A 20,692-nucleotide genomic window follows, 5' to 3' on the forward strand; every position below is an offset into this window, starting at 1 on the left:
GATCATCTGGAGTCCTGCTGCGGTGGTGTCGGGAGTGATGTGCCGTGGGTCGCGGTCTCCATGTCATGGAGATCATTCCGGTGTGCACCGGAATACCTCGTCTCGCGAAGAGATCCTGATCATTGTGCATGCCGGCACGGGGCCGGCCGGGCTCGCCTGCACGGGCGGAGGCCCAGTACACGGATCAGATCCAGCGTCTGTCAGCTCCTTGGGACTGGATTAGAGTCCTTCTCGGTTGTGCCCCCATAAGGGGCAGCCGGGGCATCACAGCCTGCCCCCCGCCTGGGGAACAGACCGGTTTATCCGTCAAACGGTTACAGAATGGCCGTCATACCACCATAAGGCCATTGTTCTGTGTCCGGTTGTACAGGATACCATCGTCTCCGGTTCTTTAATTATTCTTCAGAAACGAATATAAACCTTCCCGTATGCACCGGAAAGGCCGGGAGAAAAGAGAACCATCAGCCAAAAAAGAGGTCGCCCTCTTTATTGATATAGACCTCGACGTCCTCGCGGACATAGCGCGCCCTGAAACGGCCGGGGTTCGAGTCGTGGATGAGGTTGATCAGTTCGATGGTGTTGTACTTTACCTTGATCCCGCATTTTTCCGCTTCCTCGAAGATCATTGACGAGGCGTCGAAGAGATCGGTCCCGGCCTTGATCGTGCAGAGGTGATCCGAGTCCAGAGTGTAAAGGAATTCGAGCGTCTCTTTCGCCCTCTCGATATTTTCATACGCCGCCTTCTCGATGGTGCAGACATTCGCCTTGGAGGTGCCAATAATATCTGCCACCTGCTGCTGCGTCAGCCCGGTCTTACGGTACCTGAGCACCTCCTTCTGTCTGTCGGTGAGAAGCCCCTGCTTCATAGGAATATCAATGAACTTCATGTCACTTAAACACTTTTATTTAACCCATGAGGAAACCGGATCAGGCGGTGGATTCACAATCTTTATATCAGATTTCGCTTATAGTATGTCTGTTCTCAAATTTGAGAGGTGTATAGATGGTAGTTAAAGTAGGAATTGCCAAACTCGGCAACATTGCGAGCGGCGTCATGGCTGAGCTGCTCCTCGACGAGCGTGCGGACCGCGAAGACATGCAGACCTTTATGGCCACGTCCGGCACGAAACTGCAGCCCGAGGACATCGACCGCGTCGTCACCAACATGAAGGCGTGGGGCCCGGACTTCTGCATTGTCGTCTCTCCGAACGGCGTTCTGCCCGGACCGACCGGCGCGCGTGAGGAACTGGCCAAGGCCGGCATCCCGGTCGTCGTGATCACCGACGACATCACCACGAAGAAGGAGCAGTTCGACGCACTCAAGGCGAGCACCTTCGGCTACATCATCATGAAGGCCGACTCGATGATCGGCGCCCGCCGCGAGTTCCTCGACCCCATCGAGATGGCCGACTACAACGGCAACCTGGTCAAGGTGCTCGCCCTGACCGGCGCATTCCGCAAACTCCAGTTCGAACTTGACAAGGTCATCGACCAGGTCAAGGCAGGCAAGAAGGGTGCGGACCTCGTCCTCCCGAAGGTCGTCATGACCTCCGACAAGGCGGTCGAGGGCGAGTTCTCGAACCCGTACGCCCTTGCAAAGGCACGCGCCGCCTACGAGATCGCCTCGGCGGTCGCCGGCGTCAACGTGAAGGGCTGCTTCATGACGAAGGAGTGGGAGAAGTACATCCCGATCGTCTGCTCGGCCCACGAGATGATGCGCCAGGCCGCAGTGCTCTGCGACGAGGCCCGCGAGATCGAGAAGGCCGGCGACGCCGTCATCCGCAAGCCCCACAAGAAGGATGGGGTCATCGTCTCCAAGACGGCACTCATCTCCAAGCCCGAGTAAACCCAAATTCACCTTTTTTTCGACTCTTCGCTCCTGCATGCGGATATGCATGACCCCTTCGTCTGACTCCGCTCAGAAAGAGGCGAGGCGATTGGCAATGATCTTACACGATAGGCTGCAAAGCGGCGAAGAGCGTTTCAGGGCTTTGTGTCTATAGCGTGAGCGGGCGGCAGGCAAAGAAAGCAGGCACTCTCGTAGAGATGCTCCGGGAACGTCTCACACTATAGACGCGAAGGGGGGAGCAGATCAGGGCCTCGTTTCTTCACGCCTATCGCGTGAGAGGATCGGTGCGCCAGGACGGCAGGCACCGGCCCGGTCAGAACCGCCCGGCCTCTGCCTCGCCCCGGAAATACCGCCCGAACTCCTCGGGGAGGGTCATCACCACCGGTTCGCAGTGGAGGCGCTCCATGAAGGCTGAGTCGGTCATCGAGGCCGGGTTCGGGTTGATCCTGGCGATGATCGAGCAGAACGCAGAAAAAGATTCTTCATCGGATTTTTTCCCGAAATAGACGGCCATATTGAAGGCCCGGGTGCCCAGGGAACGATAGCACTCGATCACCCTGAGGATGCCGCGGGCAAGGGGCCTCGTGCAGGGGCCGACCTCCCCCACCGTCGTAACGGGCAGGACACCGCGGACCTCGCGCTCGCCGACCGGCACCGGGCTTGCGAACCACGGGATGACGTCTTCAAAGAGGAAACAGTCGGAGGCGGACTCCAGGTCCACCAGGTCGTCCCAGTAGCGCCGGCCGCGCTCCTGCCGGTAGGCCGCCGACGCCCGGATGTAGCGGCCCTGCAGGGCAGTCGGCGCCGGGTCGGCGATCCCCTGCATGTGGGGGTGGACGATGCTCGCCCCGGCCGAGGGGAGAAAGTTCCAGTTCATCGAGGCGTAGTCCGCCTGCCCCTCAAGGGACGAGGCAAGGCCTGCGAGAGCATCTGCGAGCTGGTCCACCGTGAAACGCTCGACGCTATGCGCGCGCGTGATCACGGTCACGGTGTGCCAGGCGGCAAAAGGAAAGAGGTTCGGGAATGTGACGCTCTCGCCGCGGCGGATCCTGGCCCCATCCGCGAAGGCGGGGGTCTCTGCCTCCAGGCGGCCCGGACAGAAAGGGCAGGACTCGTCGGGCGCCGGCATGTAGGGGGGGCTGATCCCACGCTGTATCCTTTCAGGACTGATCCGCGCGGCAATGCCGGTCAGCGCCTCCCGTCTGACTTCGATCCGGCCGTCAGCGTAATGGTCGACGGAAAACATACCCTCTCAAAGAAGGTCTGGGACGCCGGGACAGATAAATGCACCCGGAAGGAGGATGGAAATGGATCCTCCTGAAAAAACGGGTTAAGGGAAGATTCAGTCCCTTCAGACGACGTATTTGCCGAGCAGGCGGATCGAGTTGGTCATGTCCGGGCCCAGCGGGGAGCCGAAGATGATCTGGGTGACACCGGCTGCCTTGAGGTCCTCGCACTTCTGCCTGACCATGTCCGGGGTTCCGGCGATGGTGAAGGCGTCGATCTCGGCGTCGCCGACGAGGCCGCCGACGGCCTTGAAGTCGAAGCGTCCGAGAGCGTCCTTGATCTTGGCGACGTTGCCCTCGTCAAGGCCGTGGCGCTGGAGCAGCGCGGGCGGGGAGCCGGCGGCGATGAAGGCGGCGACGATCTTTGCAGCGTTGCGGGCCTTCTTCTCGCTCTGGTCGATGGACATGGCGGTGTAGGCACCGACATCGTGTCCCTTCTTGCCTGCAGCTTCCTCAGCCTTCTTGATCATGGGAATGGCGATCTCGAAGTCCTTCGGGTTCGAGGCGTTGATCAGGGAGCCATCGCCGATCTCACCGGCGAGCTCGAGCATCTTGGGGCCCTGAGCACCAATGTAGACGGGGATGCCCTTCTTACCGGGCAGGGTGACGCCGGTGAGCTTCGCACCGTCGTAGTCAAAGAACTCCATCTCGCCGGTCTTCTTGACCTCTTCACCAGCGCAAAGGCGGCGGAACTGGATGACGCCTTCCTTCAGGCGGGCGACGGGCTTCGTGCCCTGGATCGCGAGCTTCGGCAGGGTAGAAAGGTCGCCGGGGCCGATGCCGAGCACGGCGCGTCCGTCGGAGATCTCGTTCAGCGTGCACATGAAGGAAGCGATGGCCGCCGGGGTGTCGGTGAACGTGTTCATGATGCCCGGGCCCATCTTGATCGAGTCGGTGTTCGCTGCGATCATGGCGAGGGTCGGGTAGCAGTGACGGTTGTTGTAGTGGTTGGTGATCCACGCGTAGTCGATGTCCTTGGACTCCGCGAGTTTGACGTATTTTACAACCTGCTTTACATTAATGTTGCCTGGCACAAATTCAATTCCATAACTCAAGGCATTTCACCTCAGAGAGAGTAGTTATCGCACGAAGATAAAAGTATTATCATTTGCCTTTTAAAACCTACAAATTAACCCGGATATCCGATAGCAGATAGCAGCGATACCCGAAGAATCAGAGAGACGCAAAAAAGACCGGACGCGTCAGGAACGCATCCGGCGAGAAGTATTTATGATCACCGGCACAAATACCCAAGAAGAATGAACGCCCGTACGGCCGGGAACTGAGCGGCCGCAGGGCGGGGCGATGTATTCATGCGGGTTCTGGCAATCGGACTGGGTGGTGCTGGCAGCAGGATAGTGGACCGTCTCTATGACCATGACCGGCGGAGCACGATCCTCTGTATGAACGCCCTTGCGATCGACCTCGACGCAAACACCCTCATACAGCTCGAACATCTCCCCGAAGAATCCAAACTCTTTTTCCCGCCGATCGACCCATCGCATCCCTATGACGTGAAGACCACCATCGATATCGAGGAGGTGATGACCAGGATCCAGAAGGTCGACACCGTGCAGATCGATGCAATCCTGATCTGCGCCGGCCTTGGCGGCACCCTCATCGAGACGATGGACATGATCGTTCCCCAGCTGCGCGAGACGTTCATCGAACCGATCTTTGCCGTTGTCACCCTCCCCTGCCGCGGCGAGGGGAAAAAGCAGTCTGCAAAGGCTGCAGACGATATCGAAAATGTCGACGCCCTCGTCGATGCCACGATCGTCTTCGACAACGAGACCTGGTACCAGAAGATCCTGGCCGGGGAGGAGGCCGGGACGCTGACCAGGGGACAACGGCGGCGGGAGAAGGATCTGACCTATTCCCGGAACCCGCGGCAGGTGAACTCGCTTTTGAACGAACAGATCGCCCGGCGCATCGGTCTCCTCCTCCGCGCGGGAGAGTTCAGCGAGAGCGGCCTTGAGGTGGGCGAACTGGTCCTGGACGCCGGTGAGGTGCTCAACACGCTCACCGGTATGGGGACGGTTGCGGTCGGGTATGCGGTGGACCGCCTCCCCTCAGGCACCTTCGATTTCCTGAAACGATGGAGTTCTGCCAGGAATTATATGGAGGGCTCCCAGACGAGGGCGGCACGGATCGTTTCGCTTGCAAAAAGGGCCGTGTACGAGGAAATATCGGTCCCGTGCGATATGACCAGCGCCCAGAAAGCGCTGGTGCTCATCGCCGGGCCGAGCCAGGAACTCTCGGTGAAGGGCTTTGTGACGGTGCGGAAGTGGATCGACCGGAGCATTGCCGGGCTCGAGGTGAGGTCGGGAGATTATCCGGTGAAGAGCACCCATTTCGTCGGGATCGTCATCGTGCTCTCGGGTGTGCAGAACGTGCCGCGGATCGAGGAGTTGAAGATCCTGCGGGAGCAGTATCTGCTTGAGATCGAGGAGGAGAACTATCGGGCCGCCTCGGGAGGAGAGGGGGGCGAGGATACCGGCATGCATACCGCCCCCGACCCCCTTGGACCACCACAGGAGCGCGTTGAAGAGATGCCCGGCGAACGTGACGAGATGATCAGGATCGCGACCGACGAGAAAAAACCGGTGAAAAAAACCCGGGATGAGGGGGGCGAGGTCCTCCGCCTGCACCTCTCCAGCGACAACCTGAAGACAAAGGCTGAGGAGGGCGACGCCGTCGTCCTTCCGACCGGGAAGAAGCAGGCGCCCCGCGATATCACCAGGATGACGAACGTGGCGATCCCGCAGGCACCGAAAGACTTGGCCCTGGGTTCAGGGGGATCCCGGACCGCAGCGATACGGCCAAAAGAGGTCGATTACTCAGGCGTGCGGGTCGAGACCCTGCCGGCGGCAAAGGACGATGCGCTCTCCGGCGAGAGCGTCCGCCTGAAACCCCCCGTAAAAAAAGCGAAAGACGACCTCTTCGAGGGGCGTTCGGTCTCTCTCGCGGCCGGGGTGGCGCTGCCCGACGACGACCTCCTGAAGGCGAGCGCGAAGATCGCCCCGAAACAGAAGCCAAAAGAAGTGGAGCCGGGAAAAAGGACGAGCACCCGGGAAGAGAAGGCCCGCAAAAAAGAGGGCGAAGAGGATGCCGGCGGGATCGACTGGATTACCTAGAGAGAACGCGTGAGAACGGGATGTTTCCTGCACCGATTTCTGTTTTTATCTGACAGCCAACTTCGACGGCATGGCCGATCAGGTTCATTCCTGAGAGCGATACGATCGAGAGCCTGTACGGCTCTTTTGTAAGGTTGAAGACCTGCTCTCCGGTCGTGATCGGGAACCGAAACCCGGACGCCCGCATGGCCGAGGCGATCTCGAAGACCTTCTCTTTTGCAGGGAGCGGGACCTGCCTGACGTTTGCAAGCACGGTGCCGGCGCCGCCGGTGACATAGGTGTGGATAGAGGTGAGGCTGGCCGAGATGAAGAGTTGCAGGGGGTCGATGCTCGAGCCCCGGTAGGCGACGAGGTCCAGAAAACGGCTGTTTTTCAGGGCAGCGTCCACGGCGAGGCGGCCGCCGTACTTCATCTCCACCGGTATGCCCTGCCTCTGCATGACCCCGTCCATGGTGACCGAGCAGAGGGTGATGAAGCCCACATGGTCGTCAGGGACCCTGGGGTCGTTGTCGACGATACGATACCCGCTGAAAAAACCGCATTCTGCGGCAATGACCTCATCGAAGGCCTTCTGCACGCGGTCGACCTCGTCGTAGGGAGCGTAGGAGAGGTTATAGGCGACGTCGCCGGTGCCGGTCGCCGGGTCGAAGGTGGTCCTGACGGCGAGGCGTTCGAGTTTCGAGATGATAAATCCGATCCGTTCACCGACAAGAGCATTTTCTATCTCGGCGATGCCGCTCTGCGTGAGGACGCGCCCCTTGTTGCCGACCTTTCTGGTGAAGCCCATCTCGTCGAGGGACCTGAGATAGTACTGGACGGCACGGTCGGTGAGAACGAAGCCGCGCTCTGCCATCAGTTCGGAGAGCCGCTTCGCCCCCACCGGGCCTGGGTGCTCCTTGAGGATCCGCAGGATCTCGACGAGTTTCCGCTCGGTCCGGATCTGGCTCATCGCGCCCTCACCACACCTTCGCTGTCCTGGTATCGCCCTTCATAGGAGTGGGCGCCGCCCGAGACCTCGTGCAGGATCATCTGGACCACCCGGTCGCCCCTGGCAAGGGGGATGGCGTCAGTTCCCATGTTGACCAGGCAGAGGGTGAGCTGCCCCCGAAAGCCCGGATCGACAAAGCCACCGCCGAGGAGGAGGCCGCGGCGCGCATAGCTGGAGCGGCACCTGAGGGTGGCGGCAAGGTCTGAGGGGAGTTCGACGCGTTCGAGGCTTGATACGAGGGTGCACCCTCCGGGCTGGAGAGAGAGGTCGCCTTCTGCCCGGAGATCATAGGAGGCAGGCTGGAGGGAGGTGTCGGCGAATGGGGTGATGACCAGGCGGCCCCTATCTGCGGGCGCCGCCAGACGGGACCGGATCTCAGCGGAGGAAAGGATCATATTATGATCTGATGGTGCCGGAAAACGCTTAATAACTTGTGATATGATATATAACACGGTACAATTCATTCATCCTTTCTGACGGAACGACCGATGATCGGTTATACTCCGGTGCCATGGACCCATGGGGTAGAGGATATCCTTCTGGGCTTCGAACCCAGGGACGCGGGTTCGATTCCCGCTGGGTCCGTTACGGCTTAAAAAAAGTTATTCAAGTCTTATTTTTGACAACTGCCCGTTTCCGACAAGGATCGGAGAGGGCAGTACCGCCCGGTCGTCAGGCGTGTCAGGGGCGACGGCATCGACCCGCAGGGAGTAGAGACCGGCCGGGAGGTCACGCACGTCCAGGCAGGCCTCCTGGGTTCTGCTCCCTGGTGGGGCCGGCGGCATCGTCAGGAACAGGACCCAGGTGTGCTCGTCGTCGTTCGAGTACGACAAACGCTGGGTCGCCTGAGCGCTCCCGGTATAGTTCAGGGCCCATGCCACTTCAAGGAAAGCGGTGACCGGGCCCGAACCCTCCCGATGGAGGTCGGCGACGTCGAGGATAGGGCCATTAAATCCGGTGTTGTTCAGGTCGGGAACGGCGGTGACAAAGGTGTCGGGCAGGGTGAGGCTCGAAGTTCCGCCGTTGAAGGCGATCAGGGAGCCCGGTCCGAAGACATTGATGTTGCCCGCTTTTTTGACCGTCAGGGTATATCTGGCGGTCCAGACCTGGTTGAGACGGACCGTGCCGATCTCGAAGTGGAGGGCGTGATCGTCCTCCCAGTCATCGCGCTGGTCCAGGGTGCAGGGGGCGACGAAATCGTAGCGTGCCGCCGCGTTACCGATCCAGTCCTCCACCGCCGTCGAAAAGCCCTCGATATACTGGTAATCGAAGACGTCGGCGCCAGAGATGCGCTCGCCGTTCACCGAGATCTCCTGCATGGAGATGTCCATGACGGTTTCAACCCCGGCCTCGTCCCTCAGGTCACCGGCGATGCGGCTGTAGACCTCGGAAAGCGCGGCCGCATCAGGGGCGTGCTCGTGGAAACCGCCGGTGGATCCGGCAAGGGCGGTCATGGTGTCGTAGGTGTTGTCCCCCTCGACGATGCCGTCGCCAAAGGAGATGCAGTAGATCCTGATCCCGCTGGCGCGGGCATAGGCCGAGAGGTCGTCTTCTGGGAGGGCGGAAAGGCCGTACTCCGTGCCGTTGCAGTAGCCGTGCCACCGGTAGTCGGCCTCCCGGTCTGAGGAGGTCACGTAATACGTCGATGACGCATTCCCACGCCCGAGAGGGTCGCCGAAGTAGTTGTACGCCCCGTCAGACATCAGGACGACGGCCCGCACCGCGTCCGGGTCGGGGTTCGGGTAGGCGACGAGTTCATCTATGGCGCGTTTCAATGCAAGCCGGGTCGGCGTATAGCCGGCCGGCGAGAGGGCGTCGATGGTCGAGATGACTGCGACGTAGTCGGTCGAGAGCCTGACCCGAACGGGTGCGGAGCGTTCATAGTAAGGGACGAGCCCGATCCGGTCGGAGGAGGGGTTCATCCGGGCGACGAAGGTGCGTGCAGCGGTTTGTGCGGCTGCCATTTTTGTGTCGGCCCCGGCGATCCGGTCCTTCATGCTCCCCGAGCAGTCGATGGCGAGGACGGCGTCGATCGGGTGGGGCTGGAGCCGCCAGCCGTCGCCCCTGAGGGTGACGTTCACGCTGATGGTCTCGTTCACCCCGACGGTCTCGGGCTCGACCGAGGCGGTGACCGAGAGGAAGGGGTAGTTCTTCCAGATGAGCGGGAGGGAGCGGACGATATCGCCCCACCGCGCCTCGACAGTACACGCGGCTGTGGCGGTCGGGTCATACCCGGCCTCGCCGGGTGCGGGGAAGGCGCCGGGAGTGAAGAGGACGCTGGCGTAGCCGTCCCGGTCGGTGACGGCCGAGGTTGTATTGAGGGAGGCGCCCTGCCGGTCTCCCGGGATCGCAAAGGAGACGCTCTCCCCGGCGACCGGGTTGCCTTTCTCGTCGATCACCTTTGCCCTGATGGTGGCAGTGATCGACGGGTTTGCGTCCAGGCTCGGCATCGTCTGCGGGTTTGCCGTGAGGAGCATGTCTGAGGGGGAGAGGTGCGTGAAGGCGACCGGGACGGTGACGGTCACCGAGGTGTTGTCCGCCGCCGTCGCCGTCACCTCAACCGCACCGGCTGAGTCTTTCGGGCCATAGGAGATCGCCGCCGTTCCGAGCGAATTCGTGCGGACCGTCGTCTCCTCGCCCGGAAGGGCGGCGATGTTGATGGAGCGGTTTCCGGCCGGGTTGCCATAGCGATCTTTTACGATATAGACGATGCGGTAGATACCCGTTCCGTCCGCCGGAATGGGAGATGTCGGCGAGAACGAGGCCGAGATCGAGGCAGGGACACCGTCGGCGGTGCCGCGGATGGTGAGGTAGGCGTCGGCCACCAGGGCGGGGAGGTCGACGTAGACGATGTTCTCGCCGGCGACGCAGTCGGCCCTGAAGAGCGCCGTCACCCATCCGCTCTCGTTGACGGAAAGGGAGACGTCATCGGCGTAGTCGATGCCGTCATGGACGCCGGCCGTGGTGCCGGGCGAACCGGTGACGAAGCGGACGGTCTCGGCCGTGCGGCGGGAGTCGATAGGGTTGCCGTATCGGTCGGCGAGCATGACGAGGATGGATGCGGTCGTGCCGGCGGTGATCTCGCCAGGGTAGCGAAGGACCGCGATCTTCTGCGGGGCGGCGTGATCGATCTGCTGTTCGCAGACGGAGGATACCGTTACCGGAGTATCGCCCTCCTGCCACCGGGCAACCGCCGTTATGGCGGCGGTGCCGCTCGCCGTCCCTGCAGAGAACCTGGCCCGGGCGGTGCCGTCGGGGCCGGTTTTTACGGTGCCGGGAGTGAGCGCCCCCTGCGCCGGGTCGCAGGAGAAGGTGATCTCTGCCCGGTTCACCGGGGAGCCGGCATCGTCGGTGACCTGCACCGCGATCCACGAACTCTGCGGGCCGCCGGCAACGAGCCATTCTGTATCCGAATCAATGGTGACCATTGGCGAACCGGCCGCCGCCTGAGCGCAGAGCAGCAGGAGCACTGCAAAAATAAGACCAAAACGTAGTGCTGACATGTCCTCCCCCGAGGTGAGTCAGTGAATACGCGAACAATATATAAATATTTTGTATATTTATCTAATTGAATAAACATAAAATTTTGTTTTTTGCAGGATTGAAAACCATAAAATCACAGACAAATACAGAATAACATTGAAAATGATTGTCGAAAATCATATTTGCACAATGCAGGCCGGCTGCAAGGAGGGCGAATGGCCGCCGGAGAGAAAAGGAGTGGGGCAGGACCCTACTCAAGTTTGATCTTCGGGGTTTCTGCGGATCCCACCAGGATCGGCGCCATGAGCTCGTCCATCGCATCAGGGGCGTCAGGGGCGGTGGCTCGGACCCGTATCCAGTAGTAGCCGGCAGGCAGCACCCTGACATCCAGGCTCGACCGCTGGGTGATGTTGCCCGGAGCAACGGCCGTCAGGGTGGCAAACCGCGTCCAGGTGTGTTTATCGTCGGTGGAGTAATAGAGACGCTGGGTCACGGTCCCCTCGCCGGTGTAGTTCAGGTTCCAGATGAGCGGGAGGAAGTCGGTCACCTCGCCCGAGCCCTCCCGGGCGAGGGTGTCGACAGAGAGAACCGATGAATTGAGGCCGGTGTTGTTCAGGTCGGGAACGGCGGTGACGAAGGTGTCGGGCAGGGTGAGGTTCGAGGCCCCCCCGTTGAAGGTGATCAGGGAGCCCGGGCCGAAGATGTTGATGTTCCCCTCCTTGAGCACCGTGAGGGTGAAGCGGGCCGTCCAGGTCTGGTTGAGCCGGACGGTGCCGACGTTGAAGGCAAGGCTCAGGCCGGCCGCCCATTCAGAGGTGTTGTCGTGGGTTGCGAGCGGCAGGATCTCGTGGCGGCCGGTCTCGTTGTCGATCCAGCTCCCGATCACCGTCGATTCGCCAGGGAGGTAGACATAGTCGAGGACCGGGTCTGCGGGGTCGTTGAAGACCGCAAGACCGTTCACCAGGACGTTGTCGAATTGCAGGCCGACGGTGGTGTCGACGCCAGCCTCGGTTTTGAGCTCGCCGGCGATCTCGGTGTATATCGCCGTGAGATCGTCGGCGGTGGGAGCCTCGTAATACATGCCGTCGGTAGTGGAGGCGAGGGTTTGCAGGGTGGATTTTCCGATCGTTGAAATATCCTGGGCAAACGCGATGGAGTATATGCGAACATTGTTGTTTTGCGCGTAGATGGCCATGTTCTGGTCTTCCGCACTCAGATCGGAATAATAATCGTATCCCGACGCCTGAGCAAGAGGATCGCCGCCGGTATTCCAGTCACCGTCCGATAACACGATAATGGCACGCACATCGCTTGTGGCGTTGCCGATCAACTCCTTAACCGCCTTATAGAGAGCGGGCCGCATGGGTGTCCCGGAGTACGGCACGAGGTTGTCGATGGAAGAGAGGACGGCGGCGTGATCATAGCTCAGCGGAGAGTCCGTGGTCGCATAGTCGGCATACCACTTTCCGTTGCCAGGATAATGGGCTGAAATATACGCCGCGTCGTCGTTGGCCGGCGAGGAGTCGCGCCAGTACGACGTGTCATTTCCTGCCCAATACTTATACGAGTACGCATAGATGTCGGCAGTTCCTCTGGCACCGAAGGATACAATCCCAATCCTGTCCCTTGCCGGGTTCATCTGACCCACAAAGGTCTTTGCGGCAGACATGGTCGATACCATGCGGTCAGGGTAGTCTTTGAGCATACTCCCCGACCGGTCGATCACGAGCACCACGTCGATCGGATCGGGCTGAAGCGCCCACCCGTCGCCCCTGAGCGTGATGTTCACGCTGACGGTCTCGTTCACCTCGACGGTCTCGGGATCGACCGAGGTGGTGACCGAGAGGAAGGGGTAGTTCTTCCAGGCGAGCGGGATGGAGTGGGTGACCTCGCCCCACGCGGCCACGACGGCGCAGGTGGCGGTGGCGGTCTGGTTGTAGTCGTCACTGCCGGGAAGGGCGAAGGCGCCCGGGACGAACCTGACGACGGCGTAGCCATCGCCGTCGGTGGTGGCGGTATTTTCTATGAGGACGGGATCGGTGCAGACGTTTCCTTCGAGATCGATGGCGTCGATCGAGAAGGCCACCGTCTCACCCGAGACCGGGTTGCCCTTCTCATCCATGACCTTCGCACGGATCTCTGAGAGAGAGGCAGGGTTTGCGTCAAGGCTCGGCATCGTCTGCGGGTTTGCAGAGAGGAGCATCTCGACCGGGGCGGTGTTGGTGAACTGGACGGTCCTGGAGCAGGTGACGGAGGGGTCGTCGTCAGAGGTCGCCGTGATCGTCACCGTGCCGGTGGTGTCCTTGGGGCCATAGGTGATCATGATCTGGCCGTCTGAGTTCGTGGTGACGGTCCGGTCCTCGCCAGGGAGGGCGGTGATCGAGAGGCTGCGGTTTCCGGCCGGGTTGCCTGCGGCATCTTTGAGGGTGTAGAGGATGGAGAACTTGCTGACGCCGTCGGCAGGGACCCAGGGGTTCGGGGTGCCGGTCGGGCTGATCGTGCAGGAGATCGAGGCCGGGATCCCGTCTCCGATGCCGTAGATCGTGAAGTAGGTGTCGGCCACCGGCGCGGGGAGGTCGACATAGACGATGTTCTCCCCGACAAGGGAGGAGGTCTTCAGGACGGCGGCGACGTTCCCGTCTTCGTCCACCGGCAGGACGCAGTCATCGACATAGGCGGCTCCGTCCCAGATCCCGGCAGAGCCACCGGGGGAGCCGACGGTGAAGCGGACGGTTTCAGCCGTCCGGCGGGAGTCGATCGGATTTTTGTAGCGGTCCTGCATGGAGAGGACGATCGGGGTCACGGAGCCGACCGAGACCTCGCTCGTATAGGTGCGGGACGCCAGTCGATACGGCGTATCGTGGTCGATCTGCTGAACGCAAGAGGCAGAGATGGTCACCGGACCATTGTCGCCCCCATAGGTGGCCGAGGCCGTGATCTCCGCGGCCCCGCTCGTCGTCGCCGCCGTGAACGTCGAGCGTGCGACGCCGCTGCCGTCGGTGACCGCCAGGGCCCGGGAGAGTCTGCCCATCGCAGGGTCGCAGGAGAACGTGACGCCCACCCCGGTGACCGGGGCGCCGCCGCTCGTGACCGTGGCCGTGACCGCCGCACAGTCGGCGCCGTTTGCGATCAGCCAGTCTGTTCCGGTTGAGACCGTGATATCATAGGGCTCCCCTGCCGCCGCCCCCGTGCAGATGAGCAGGAGGCAGAGCAGGAAGAGCCCGGGACGCAGTGTTGCCATCGTTCCACCTCTCGTGGAGAGAATAGATTTTTTGGCGGTATTTAAAAATACCTATTTTTCAAACATTCTTTAAACGGCCATTTTTTGTAAAATATAGATATTTTTTGGATTTTATCAGAATATATGATTCAAAAGAGTAAGAATAAATCAAAATCTATTTAAAGTAGCATTAATTATAGAGGCCAGGCGTCTTTGGGGGGGGGGGCGAGGGGAGACACCAGCGGGACGCGAAAAAAAGGGGAGATCAGATCAGCTTCATCCTGATCTTTTTGCCGTCGTCGATCCTGACCGGCTGCTCGGTGGTCCGCCATGCTTCGGCGCCGCCGCTGATCGCCTCCCAGGCATGGATGCGGATCCGGTAATAGCCGTTCTTTTTGTCGGTGTCGAGTTCGGCGGAGTAATCCCCGGTGACATCCTCATCGACCGCCGGGACGGCAAAGTCATGCCAGAGGTTGTTCCAGACGATGTTGTCCGCGCTGTACTGGTACTGGGCCCGCTGCCTGACCGATTCGGGGTGCTCACCGGCATAGTCGAGCGTCCAGTCGACGGCGATGCTGAGGGTGTTGTTGTCGCCCAGTGCGTCAAGCGACGGGATCGAGAGCGCGCTCGTGCCGAAGATGTCGGCCGTCTCCTGGTCGAAGACGGTGATGTAGACCGGCGGGAGGGTCTGCTCATAGGTGGTGCCCGCTGCATTCGAGAAACTGATCTTTGATGCCCCATCGGTGAAGAGGCCGATGGTGCCGGTCTGCAGGAGGGCGAAGCGCAGGTTCGCGGTCCAGGTCTGGCCGTACTCCATTGTACCGATGTCGTAGTCCAGCACCCGGTCGGTCCAGTCGAGCGTGTCATCGACGGTGGTCGAGACCCAGGTCTGGTTTACTATGTTTGTCGAGACACCGTCAACATACTGGTACTGGAGAACATTCCCACCCAGAACCGGCAAATCGGTGACGGTGGTGTTCGTGACCGTGACGTTAACCAGACTGGTATCCAGTGTTGTTTCAAAGATCGTAGCATCCTTTAGATCGGATTTAATCACTGCAAAAAACGCAACAAGATCTGAATTGTAATTGTTACAATTTGTGCCATCAATTTTCAGTATCTTTGCGCCTGTATCCTCCGCCATTTCTTCAATCTTCTTTTCAAGCCCGTTATGATCATTTCCATTCGAATTTCCATTTTTCTTCGGCATATCCAGAATGATAACATAAATCTTAACTTCGTTATCGATTGCCTTCTGTTTTGCAGAGGTTTCCCAAGAATCACGGTTCCAACCATTGGTAAACTCGTCATCAAGGATTGCCACGATCACTTTATTATCGGAAGTACCATGATCTACCAGTTCATCAACCGCCATTCCAAGAGCAATGCCAAGATCCAGACCACTCTTTTTATCAGGCCCCTTGCCATTCGTCGTATCCTCAGGCGAAAGAGCATTGATAGAGGCATTGAATGTTGAAAAGCCCGAACTCAGGGAAAGATCAAGAGATACGTCTTCATCGAGATAACATCCATATGATACCAGGCCAAGAGAGTCCGCACCGGAGTCCATCATTGCTGAAAAGTCTTTTGCGACATTCTTTACAACTCCAATCGCAGGAGGAGCACCATCCAGCATCGTCGGTGCCCTGCTGATGCACATCATGACATCCATTGGAGCCGGACCAAACTCCCACCCATCGCCAGCCAGAGAGATGGTCACGTTGGCCTCATTGCCGATCAGAACTGTGGACGGCGAGGCAGAGACCGAGACGGAGAACGAAGGGTAGTTCCGCCAGGAGAGATCAACGCTCCGGGAAACCACAGTCCCGTTCAGCGTCGCCGTCGCCGTCACCGTGCAGGTGCCGGTCGCATCCTCAGAGGTCGCGAACGCCCCGGGCGTAAAAGTGACGCTGGCGACACCGTCATCGCCGGTCGCCTGCATGACCGTTGAAGAACCACCGTTGAGACAGGGATCGGCCGTCAGAGTCGCACCGTGGCCGTCGATATCTGTGATCGTAAAGGTCACATCCACCTGATTATCAGTCACGGTGACGCCGCTCTCATCAGTCACCCATGCCGCGAGGCCTGCCTCCGACGAGGGATCGACATCGAGGCTCTTCATATTCAGGGGAGAGGCGGCGAGAACAAGGTTGACGGGATCGGTCGATGCGAAGGAGAAGGTATCGATGGTAAAGACCGAGGCGTCCTCTGCCGCCGTCGCGGTGAGGGTCACATCCACCGGGGCGTTCTTCGGACCATAACGCACGAGCACGCTGCCGTACGAGTTGGTCGTGACCGCCGTCGCCTCACCAAGGCTGCTTGCGATCCTGACCGGCGCCTCATTGCAGAGGTTCCCATACTGGTCGTACAGGGTGTAGGCGATCAGGACCGTGCCCACGCCGTCGGCCGGGCACGAGGCAGAGGCATACGCGCTCTCGATAGAGACCGGCGGCCCGTCTGCAACGCCCAGAATCGTGAGATAACGGTCACCCACTGCACCGGGCGGGGTGATCTGGACGATGTTCTCCCCGGCCATCGTGCTGAGGCGGAGCGTCGCCGTCACCAGACCGTCAGGGCCGACCGGGAGCGAGACAGAGGCAGCATTCCGATCACCGATTATAAAAGCCGCGCCGTCACCCGGCGACCCGACCGAGAAGGTGACGTTCTCGATTATGTTGGCGTTATCGACCGGGTTGTCCCACCGGTCCGACAGGGCGAGAGCGATCTCGACTTCACTCCCGACACTGCCCTCTTCCGGGCAGGAGAGGGACGAAATCTCAATCGGTGTGCCGTGATCGATCGACAGGTCCACCGACGCGCTCACCGGTGTGCCGTTCTCGTCCGTGAACACCGCCGTGATCGTCGCTGTCCCGCTCACCGTTCCGGCCGTGAAGGTCGTCGTCGCCTGCCCCCGAGCGTCGGTGGTCACGATAGAGGGGGAGAGTGTTCCAAGCGTAGATGAGAGGCTAACAATCCGCGAGGCTTCATCGTTCACCTGCACCGTCACCGTTGCGGTCTCACTTCCGCCGGCCGTCAACCAGGCCGTATCGGTTGAGACGCTGACGGTGGGGAGACCTGATGCGGCCGTAACCAGTGCGAGGAGGACGAAGCCGATCAGAAACATATTTTTGATAGGTATATCCATGGCAGATCCCTGCGTAACCTATAAGATACCAAATTATTATATAAATATATCTATTTATCACGCAACGGCGATATGATATAATATTCATAAAAATAGCAATTTTTCCGGATCCAGTCAAAAAGAACAACCCTTAGAAACATCAGGGGAATCAACTGGAATAAAGGCCCTGAAAAAAAAGAAAAAGATCTAGAAACCCTTCTGCCCGGGCCGCCGCCGGCGCCCGACCATCCTGATCCTGCGGGTGACGACCACGCCGGCCAGCAGGAGGACGATCAGGATGAGGGCGGCCGCCCCCACGACGATGGGCGTCGGCCCCTCGGGCTTGAGCGTCAGGATCGCCGACTCCCCGGACGACCCGACCGCCAGCGTCCGGTCCGCATATGCGGTCAGGTAGCCTTCACGAGAGCCGGAAATATTGTAGGTGCCGGGCTTGAGGCTGAGCACGAGCCTGCCGTCCGCCGCGGTGACTCCCTGCGAGGCGCCGTTCACCCCGATTGTAACGCCCGAGAGCGCCGCATGGTCGGCGTCCTCGGTCAGCACCGAGAGGGAGACCGGCACAGAGGCCAGTTCGACCGCAAGATCGGCACCCGTGGCGCCCGGCGTGCAGGTACCCTCCCAGGAGGTGTAGCCGTCCGCCTTCACCGCCACCGTATGGCTCCCTCCGACCACCTGGCCGAGGCTGAGCCTGCCATAGCGGTCGGTCACGCCCGCACGCGACCCGTCGACCGTCACCGTCGCCCCTTCCACCGGCTTTGTCTCCTCGTCGAAGACTGAGATAAAGACCGGATAGGTGGCCTTCTTCAGGAAGATATCGGTGACAACGGCGTTTTCACCGATGTACACCTCCTGCAGGTACTCCTGGTATGAGGTGTGCGTTACCTTCACCTGGTAGGACCTCCCCTGGTCGAGGACGGTGGCAAGCGTTCCCTCGCTCCCGGTCACGCCCTTGACGGTGCCGCCAATGCTGATCTCGGCACCGGCGATCGGGCTCTGGTCCTGCGCATCCAGCACCCTGAAGGCAAACCGGCCGGCAGGGTAGAGCCAGAACTGGACGTTCCTGCTCTCCCCGTCCATCTCGATCTCCCGTTCAAGGCTTTCATAATCGTCGGCATCGATCCCCACCGTGTAGGTCTCGCTCGCGTCGACGTCAAAGACCGCCTTCCCGGCAGAGTTCGTCCGTTCGGACTCGACGCTCCCGCTCCCCTTTGCGGTGATCGCCACCCTGATCCCGCTGATCGGCTTGACGGTATCGGCGTCGTAGACGACCACCGCAAGGTCCACGGTGGTCTTTTTCACCCTGACCGTCACCGAGGTATCATCGTAGTCGATCCACTCAGACCAGTCCGCATACCCGGACTTCGTCACCTTCAGGCTGAAGTCCGAGGTGAGAGAGTGCGCATAGTCGAACGTCCCGGACGAGCCGGTTTTGCCCACATAGGTGCCGCTGACATAGACCGACGCCCCGCTGAGATACGAACCGCTCTCGTAGTCCTTCACCGTGACCGTGAGGGTCACCGCCTGGACTGCAGAGCAGAGAAGGGCGAGGGCGATGAGGGAGAAGAGGAGACGGTGCGGGACCTTATACGCCACGCACATCACCTCCCGCACCCCAGTGCCGACCCGGCACCCGATCGATGAGCATGCCCTCGACAACGACCGGCATGAGCCGCCGGCCCTCCTCGAGCGCCTTCTGGAGGCGCCATTTCCGGTCGGCGTACACGGTGAAGATCGGTTCGCCGCTCCGCACCCGCGACCCCTTCTTCGCGTGGATGTACACCCCGGCGCCCTGGTCCTGCGGGGCCCCGGCGGCGCGGGCCAGGCTGATGAGGGCCTTGTTGTTCAGCTCCACCACATACCCGGTCGCCGGGGCGTTCACGACAAACTGGAATTCACCCGGGACGATATCGGCCGAAGTCACCGACGGATCGCCGCCCTGCACCTCGATGATCTGCTTCATCTTCTCAAGTGCCCGGCCCGAAGAGAGGATCTCCTGCGCCGCGGCATAGCCCTGCCCCGGCGCCGCCTTGCCCGACATCTCAAGCAGGATGCCGGCAAGAGAGAGGCTTTTCTGGATGAGCGAGTTCGGCTCGGTCGCCCCTTCCAGGACGGCGAGGGCCTCTCTCGCCTCAAGCTTTGGCCCGATGGTGTGCCCGACCAGGGACTCGCCGTAGGTGAGGGCGCATTCCACCCGCATCCCGAGGCGCTCGCCGAGGTCGATGAACTCCCGCGCCAGTTTCCGCCCCTCGTCGGCGTTCGGCACCTTCGTGTGCTCCCCGACCGGGATATCGATGGCGACCAGGTTCGCACCCACCGCAAACTTCTTCGCCATCACCGAAGCGAGCATCTGCCCCCGCGCATCGATCTTGAAGGGGTACTCGACGGTGATGAACCGGTCGTCCGCGGGGGCGATGTTCGTCGCCCCGCCCCAGACGATCACGGCCCCCACCTTCTCGGTCATCTGCTGCACCTCGAGGGCGGAGAACGCCACCGGGGCGAGGACTTCCATCAGGTCTGCCGTTCCGGCGGCCCCGGTGATCGCGCGGGAACTGGTCTTGGGGATCTTGAGCCCGGCGGCGGCGATGATCGGGACGATCAGGAGGCTGATCTTGTTCCCGGGCACCCCGCCGATGGAGTGCTTGTCCACGATCGGGTACGAGGGAAAATGGAGCTGTTCCCCGGTCTCCACCATCGCCCGCGTCAGGTGTTCGACCTCGTCCATGTCAAGGGGGTTTGTGTAAGTGGCGACGATGTATGCCGTGAGTTCGCTCGGCGAAAGGACATCGTCCACCACATCCCTGATGATGGCGAGGGTCTCTTCCTTGTCGAGGCGCTGGTTGTCCATCTTCTTTTTGATGAAGTCAAGGGTCGCCGGGCGGTCGGCCGCCCGCACCTCCACCTCGGCGCCCTCCAGGACGTCGATGCGCACCTGCGTCGGCCGGTAGATGCCGATCACGCCCTGCGGGATCATGGAGGCCGTGGTATCGACAAAGGCGGAGACCGACTCGCCGGTGATGTGGTTCTTCACCTCCACGCGGTCGCCGTCCCGCACGCTGATCTCCCGGGCGTCGCCGGCATGGAGAAGGACGCCGCGGTTCTCGATATCGATCGATTTGGTTGTAAGCTTCATGGAATAGAGATGCTCCTCTCTTCTCTAAAGGGTATCGGCATTGTACCCAGAAAAGAGTGCCGGAAAGAGTGTTTGAGGATGCGGACCCTTAGGTGCAAAACATGACCGTGGATGAATGTTTGGGTGCCCATTCACGCGAAGGTGCTATAATGTGGCTCTTCGCTACTGTGTGTGGGTAGCCCTGATATCTTCATTTGACTCCTCTCAGGCGACACGGGATAATGGGCTGACCTCACAAAGCAGGTCGCGATTGAGAGGGCGAGGAGTGTTTCCAGATTAAAAGGAGTTGATCCCTGTGCTGGTGCCTGGAGGCTGGCTTGCCCCGCTGATCTGCGATAGGGGGGATGGGCGTAATCCCTCAGGATACCGTGTGTGCCTTCCCGGTCCAATCGTGCGCGGGGGTCCGGGGGTGCAACCCCCGGCGTGCAGCGTGGGGAAGGCGGTTGATCGATAGGCA

General features: G+C 60.8%; 12 protein-coding genes and 1 tRNA gene. 3 read left to right on the plus strand and 10 right to left on the minus strand.

Translation table 11 applies throughout. The features are described 5' to 3' along the window. Nucleotides 1–461: 461 nt before the first annotated feature. A complete protein-coding gene (locus HWN36_RS04805) occupies nucleotides 462–866 on the minus strand; it encodes a Tfx family DNA-binding protein (RefSeq protein WP_176788318.1) in 405 nt (134 codons plus the stop codon). A gap of 137 nt (nucleotides 867–1,003) precedes the next feature. Between HWN36_RS04805 and HWN36_RS04810 the strand changes: the two genes are divergently transcribed. Continuing rightward, nucleotides 1,004–1,846, plus strand: a complete 843-nt coding sequence (locus HWN36_RS04810; RefSeq protein ID WP_176788319.1) for a F420-dependent methylenetetrahydromethanopterin dehydrogenase — start codon at nucleotides 1,004–1,006, stop codon at nucleotides 1,844–1,846. 316 nt (nucleotides 1,847–2,162) lie between these two features. On the opposite strand, the gene HWN36_RS04815 is transcribed toward HWN36_RS04810, so the two are convergent. Together HWN36_RS04815 and HWN36_RS04820 are read right to left on the minus strand one after the other, a co-directional pair. Next, on the minus strand, nucleotides 2,163–3,095 hold the full coding sequence (locus HWN36_RS04815; RefSeq protein WP_176788320.1) for an HIT family protein: 933 nt from the start codon (nucleotides 3,093–3,095) through the stop codon (nucleotides 2,163–2,165). A gap of 105 nt (nucleotides 3,096–3,200) precedes the next feature. Further along, complete coding sequence (locus HWN36_RS04820; RefSeq protein ID WP_176788321.1) at nucleotides 3,201–4,190, minus strand: 5,10-methylenetetrahydromethanopterin reductase; 990 nt, start codon at nucleotides 4,188–4,190, stop codon at nucleotides 3,201–3,203. 258 nt (nucleotides 4,191–4,448) lie between these two features. Between HWN36_RS04820 and HWN36_RS04825 the strand changes: the two genes are divergently transcribed. Continuing rightward, nucleotides 4,449–6,272 carry a tubulin/FtsZ family protein gene (locus HWN36_RS04825; protein ID WP_176788322.1) on the plus strand — a complete coding sequence of 608 codons (1,824 nt, stop codon included), beginning with the start codon at nucleotides 4,449–4,451 and terminating at the stop codon, nucleotides 6,270–6,272. Here the strand turns inward: HWN36_RS04825 and HWN36_RS04830 are convergent. Continuing rightward, nucleotides 6,265–7,221 carry a DUF128 domain-containing protein gene (locus HWN36_RS04830; protein WP_176788323.1) on the minus strand — a complete coding sequence of 319 codons (957 nt, stop codon included), beginning with the start codon at nucleotides 7,219–7,221 and terminating at the stop codon, nucleotides 6,265–6,267. The genes HWN36_RS04825 and HWN36_RS04830 overlap by 8 nt on opposite strands. Continuing rightward, a complete protein-coding gene (locus HWN36_RS04835; RefSeq protein WP_176788324.1) occupies nucleotides 7,218–7,655 on the minus strand; it encodes a dCTP deaminase in 438 nt (145 codons plus the stop codon). The genes HWN36_RS04830 and HWN36_RS04835 overlap by 4 nt, the downstream gene beginning before the upstream one ends. A 118-nt stretch (nucleotides 7,656–7,773) precedes the next feature. On the opposite strand from HWN36_RS04835, the gene HWN36_RS04840 reads away from it, so the two are divergent. Then, a tRNA-Arg gene (locus HWN36_RS04840) sits at nucleotides 7,774–7,845 on the plus strand. 17 nt (nucleotides 7,846–7,862) lie between these two features. Here the strand turns inward: HWN36_RS04840 and HWN36_RS04845 are convergent. The 5 genes from HWN36_RS04845 to HWN36_RS04865 form a co-directional block, all read right to left on the minus strand. Continuing rightward, a complete protein-coding gene (locus HWN36_RS04845) occupies nucleotides 7,863–10,763 on the minus strand; it encodes an Ig-like domain-containing protein (RefSeq protein WP_176788325.1) in 2,901 nt (966 codons plus the stop codon). Nucleotides 10,764–10,993: 230 nt separating this feature from the next. After that, complete coding sequence (locus HWN36_RS04850; RefSeq protein WP_176788326.1) at nucleotides 10,994–13,984, minus strand: Ig-like domain-containing protein; 2,991 nt, start codon at nucleotides 13,982–13,984, stop codon at nucleotides 10,994–10,996. 244 nt (nucleotides 13,985–14,228) lie between these two features. Beyond that, nucleotides 14,229–17,108, minus strand: coding sequence for an Ig-like domain-containing protein (locus HWN36_RS04855; RefSeq protein WP_176788327.1), 2,880 nt, complete (start codon nucleotides 17,106–17,108; stop codon nucleotides 14,229–14,231). 186 nt (nucleotides 17,109–17,294) lie between these two features. Continuing rightward, on the minus strand, nucleotides 17,295–18,698 hold the full coding sequence (locus HWN36_RS12245) for a PEGA domain-containing protein (RefSeq protein ID WP_176788328.1): 1,404 nt from the start codon (nucleotides 18,696–18,698) through the stop codon (nucleotides 17,295–17,297). Continuing rightward, complete coding sequence (locus HWN36_RS04865; protein WP_176788329.1) at nucleotides 18,688–20,235, minus strand: AMP phosphorylase; 1,548 nt, start codon at nucleotides 20,233–20,235, stop codon at nucleotides 18,688–18,690. Before HWN36_RS04865 ends, HWN36_RS12245 begins: the two co-directional genes overlap by 11 nt. Nucleotides 20,236–20,692 lie beyond the last annotated feature (457 nt).

Source organism: Methanofollis tationis, from assembly GCF_013377755.1.
GTDB classification, from domain to species: domain Archaea; phylum Halobacteriota; class Methanomicrobia; order Methanomicrobiales; family Methanofollaceae; genus Methanofollis; species Methanofollis tationis.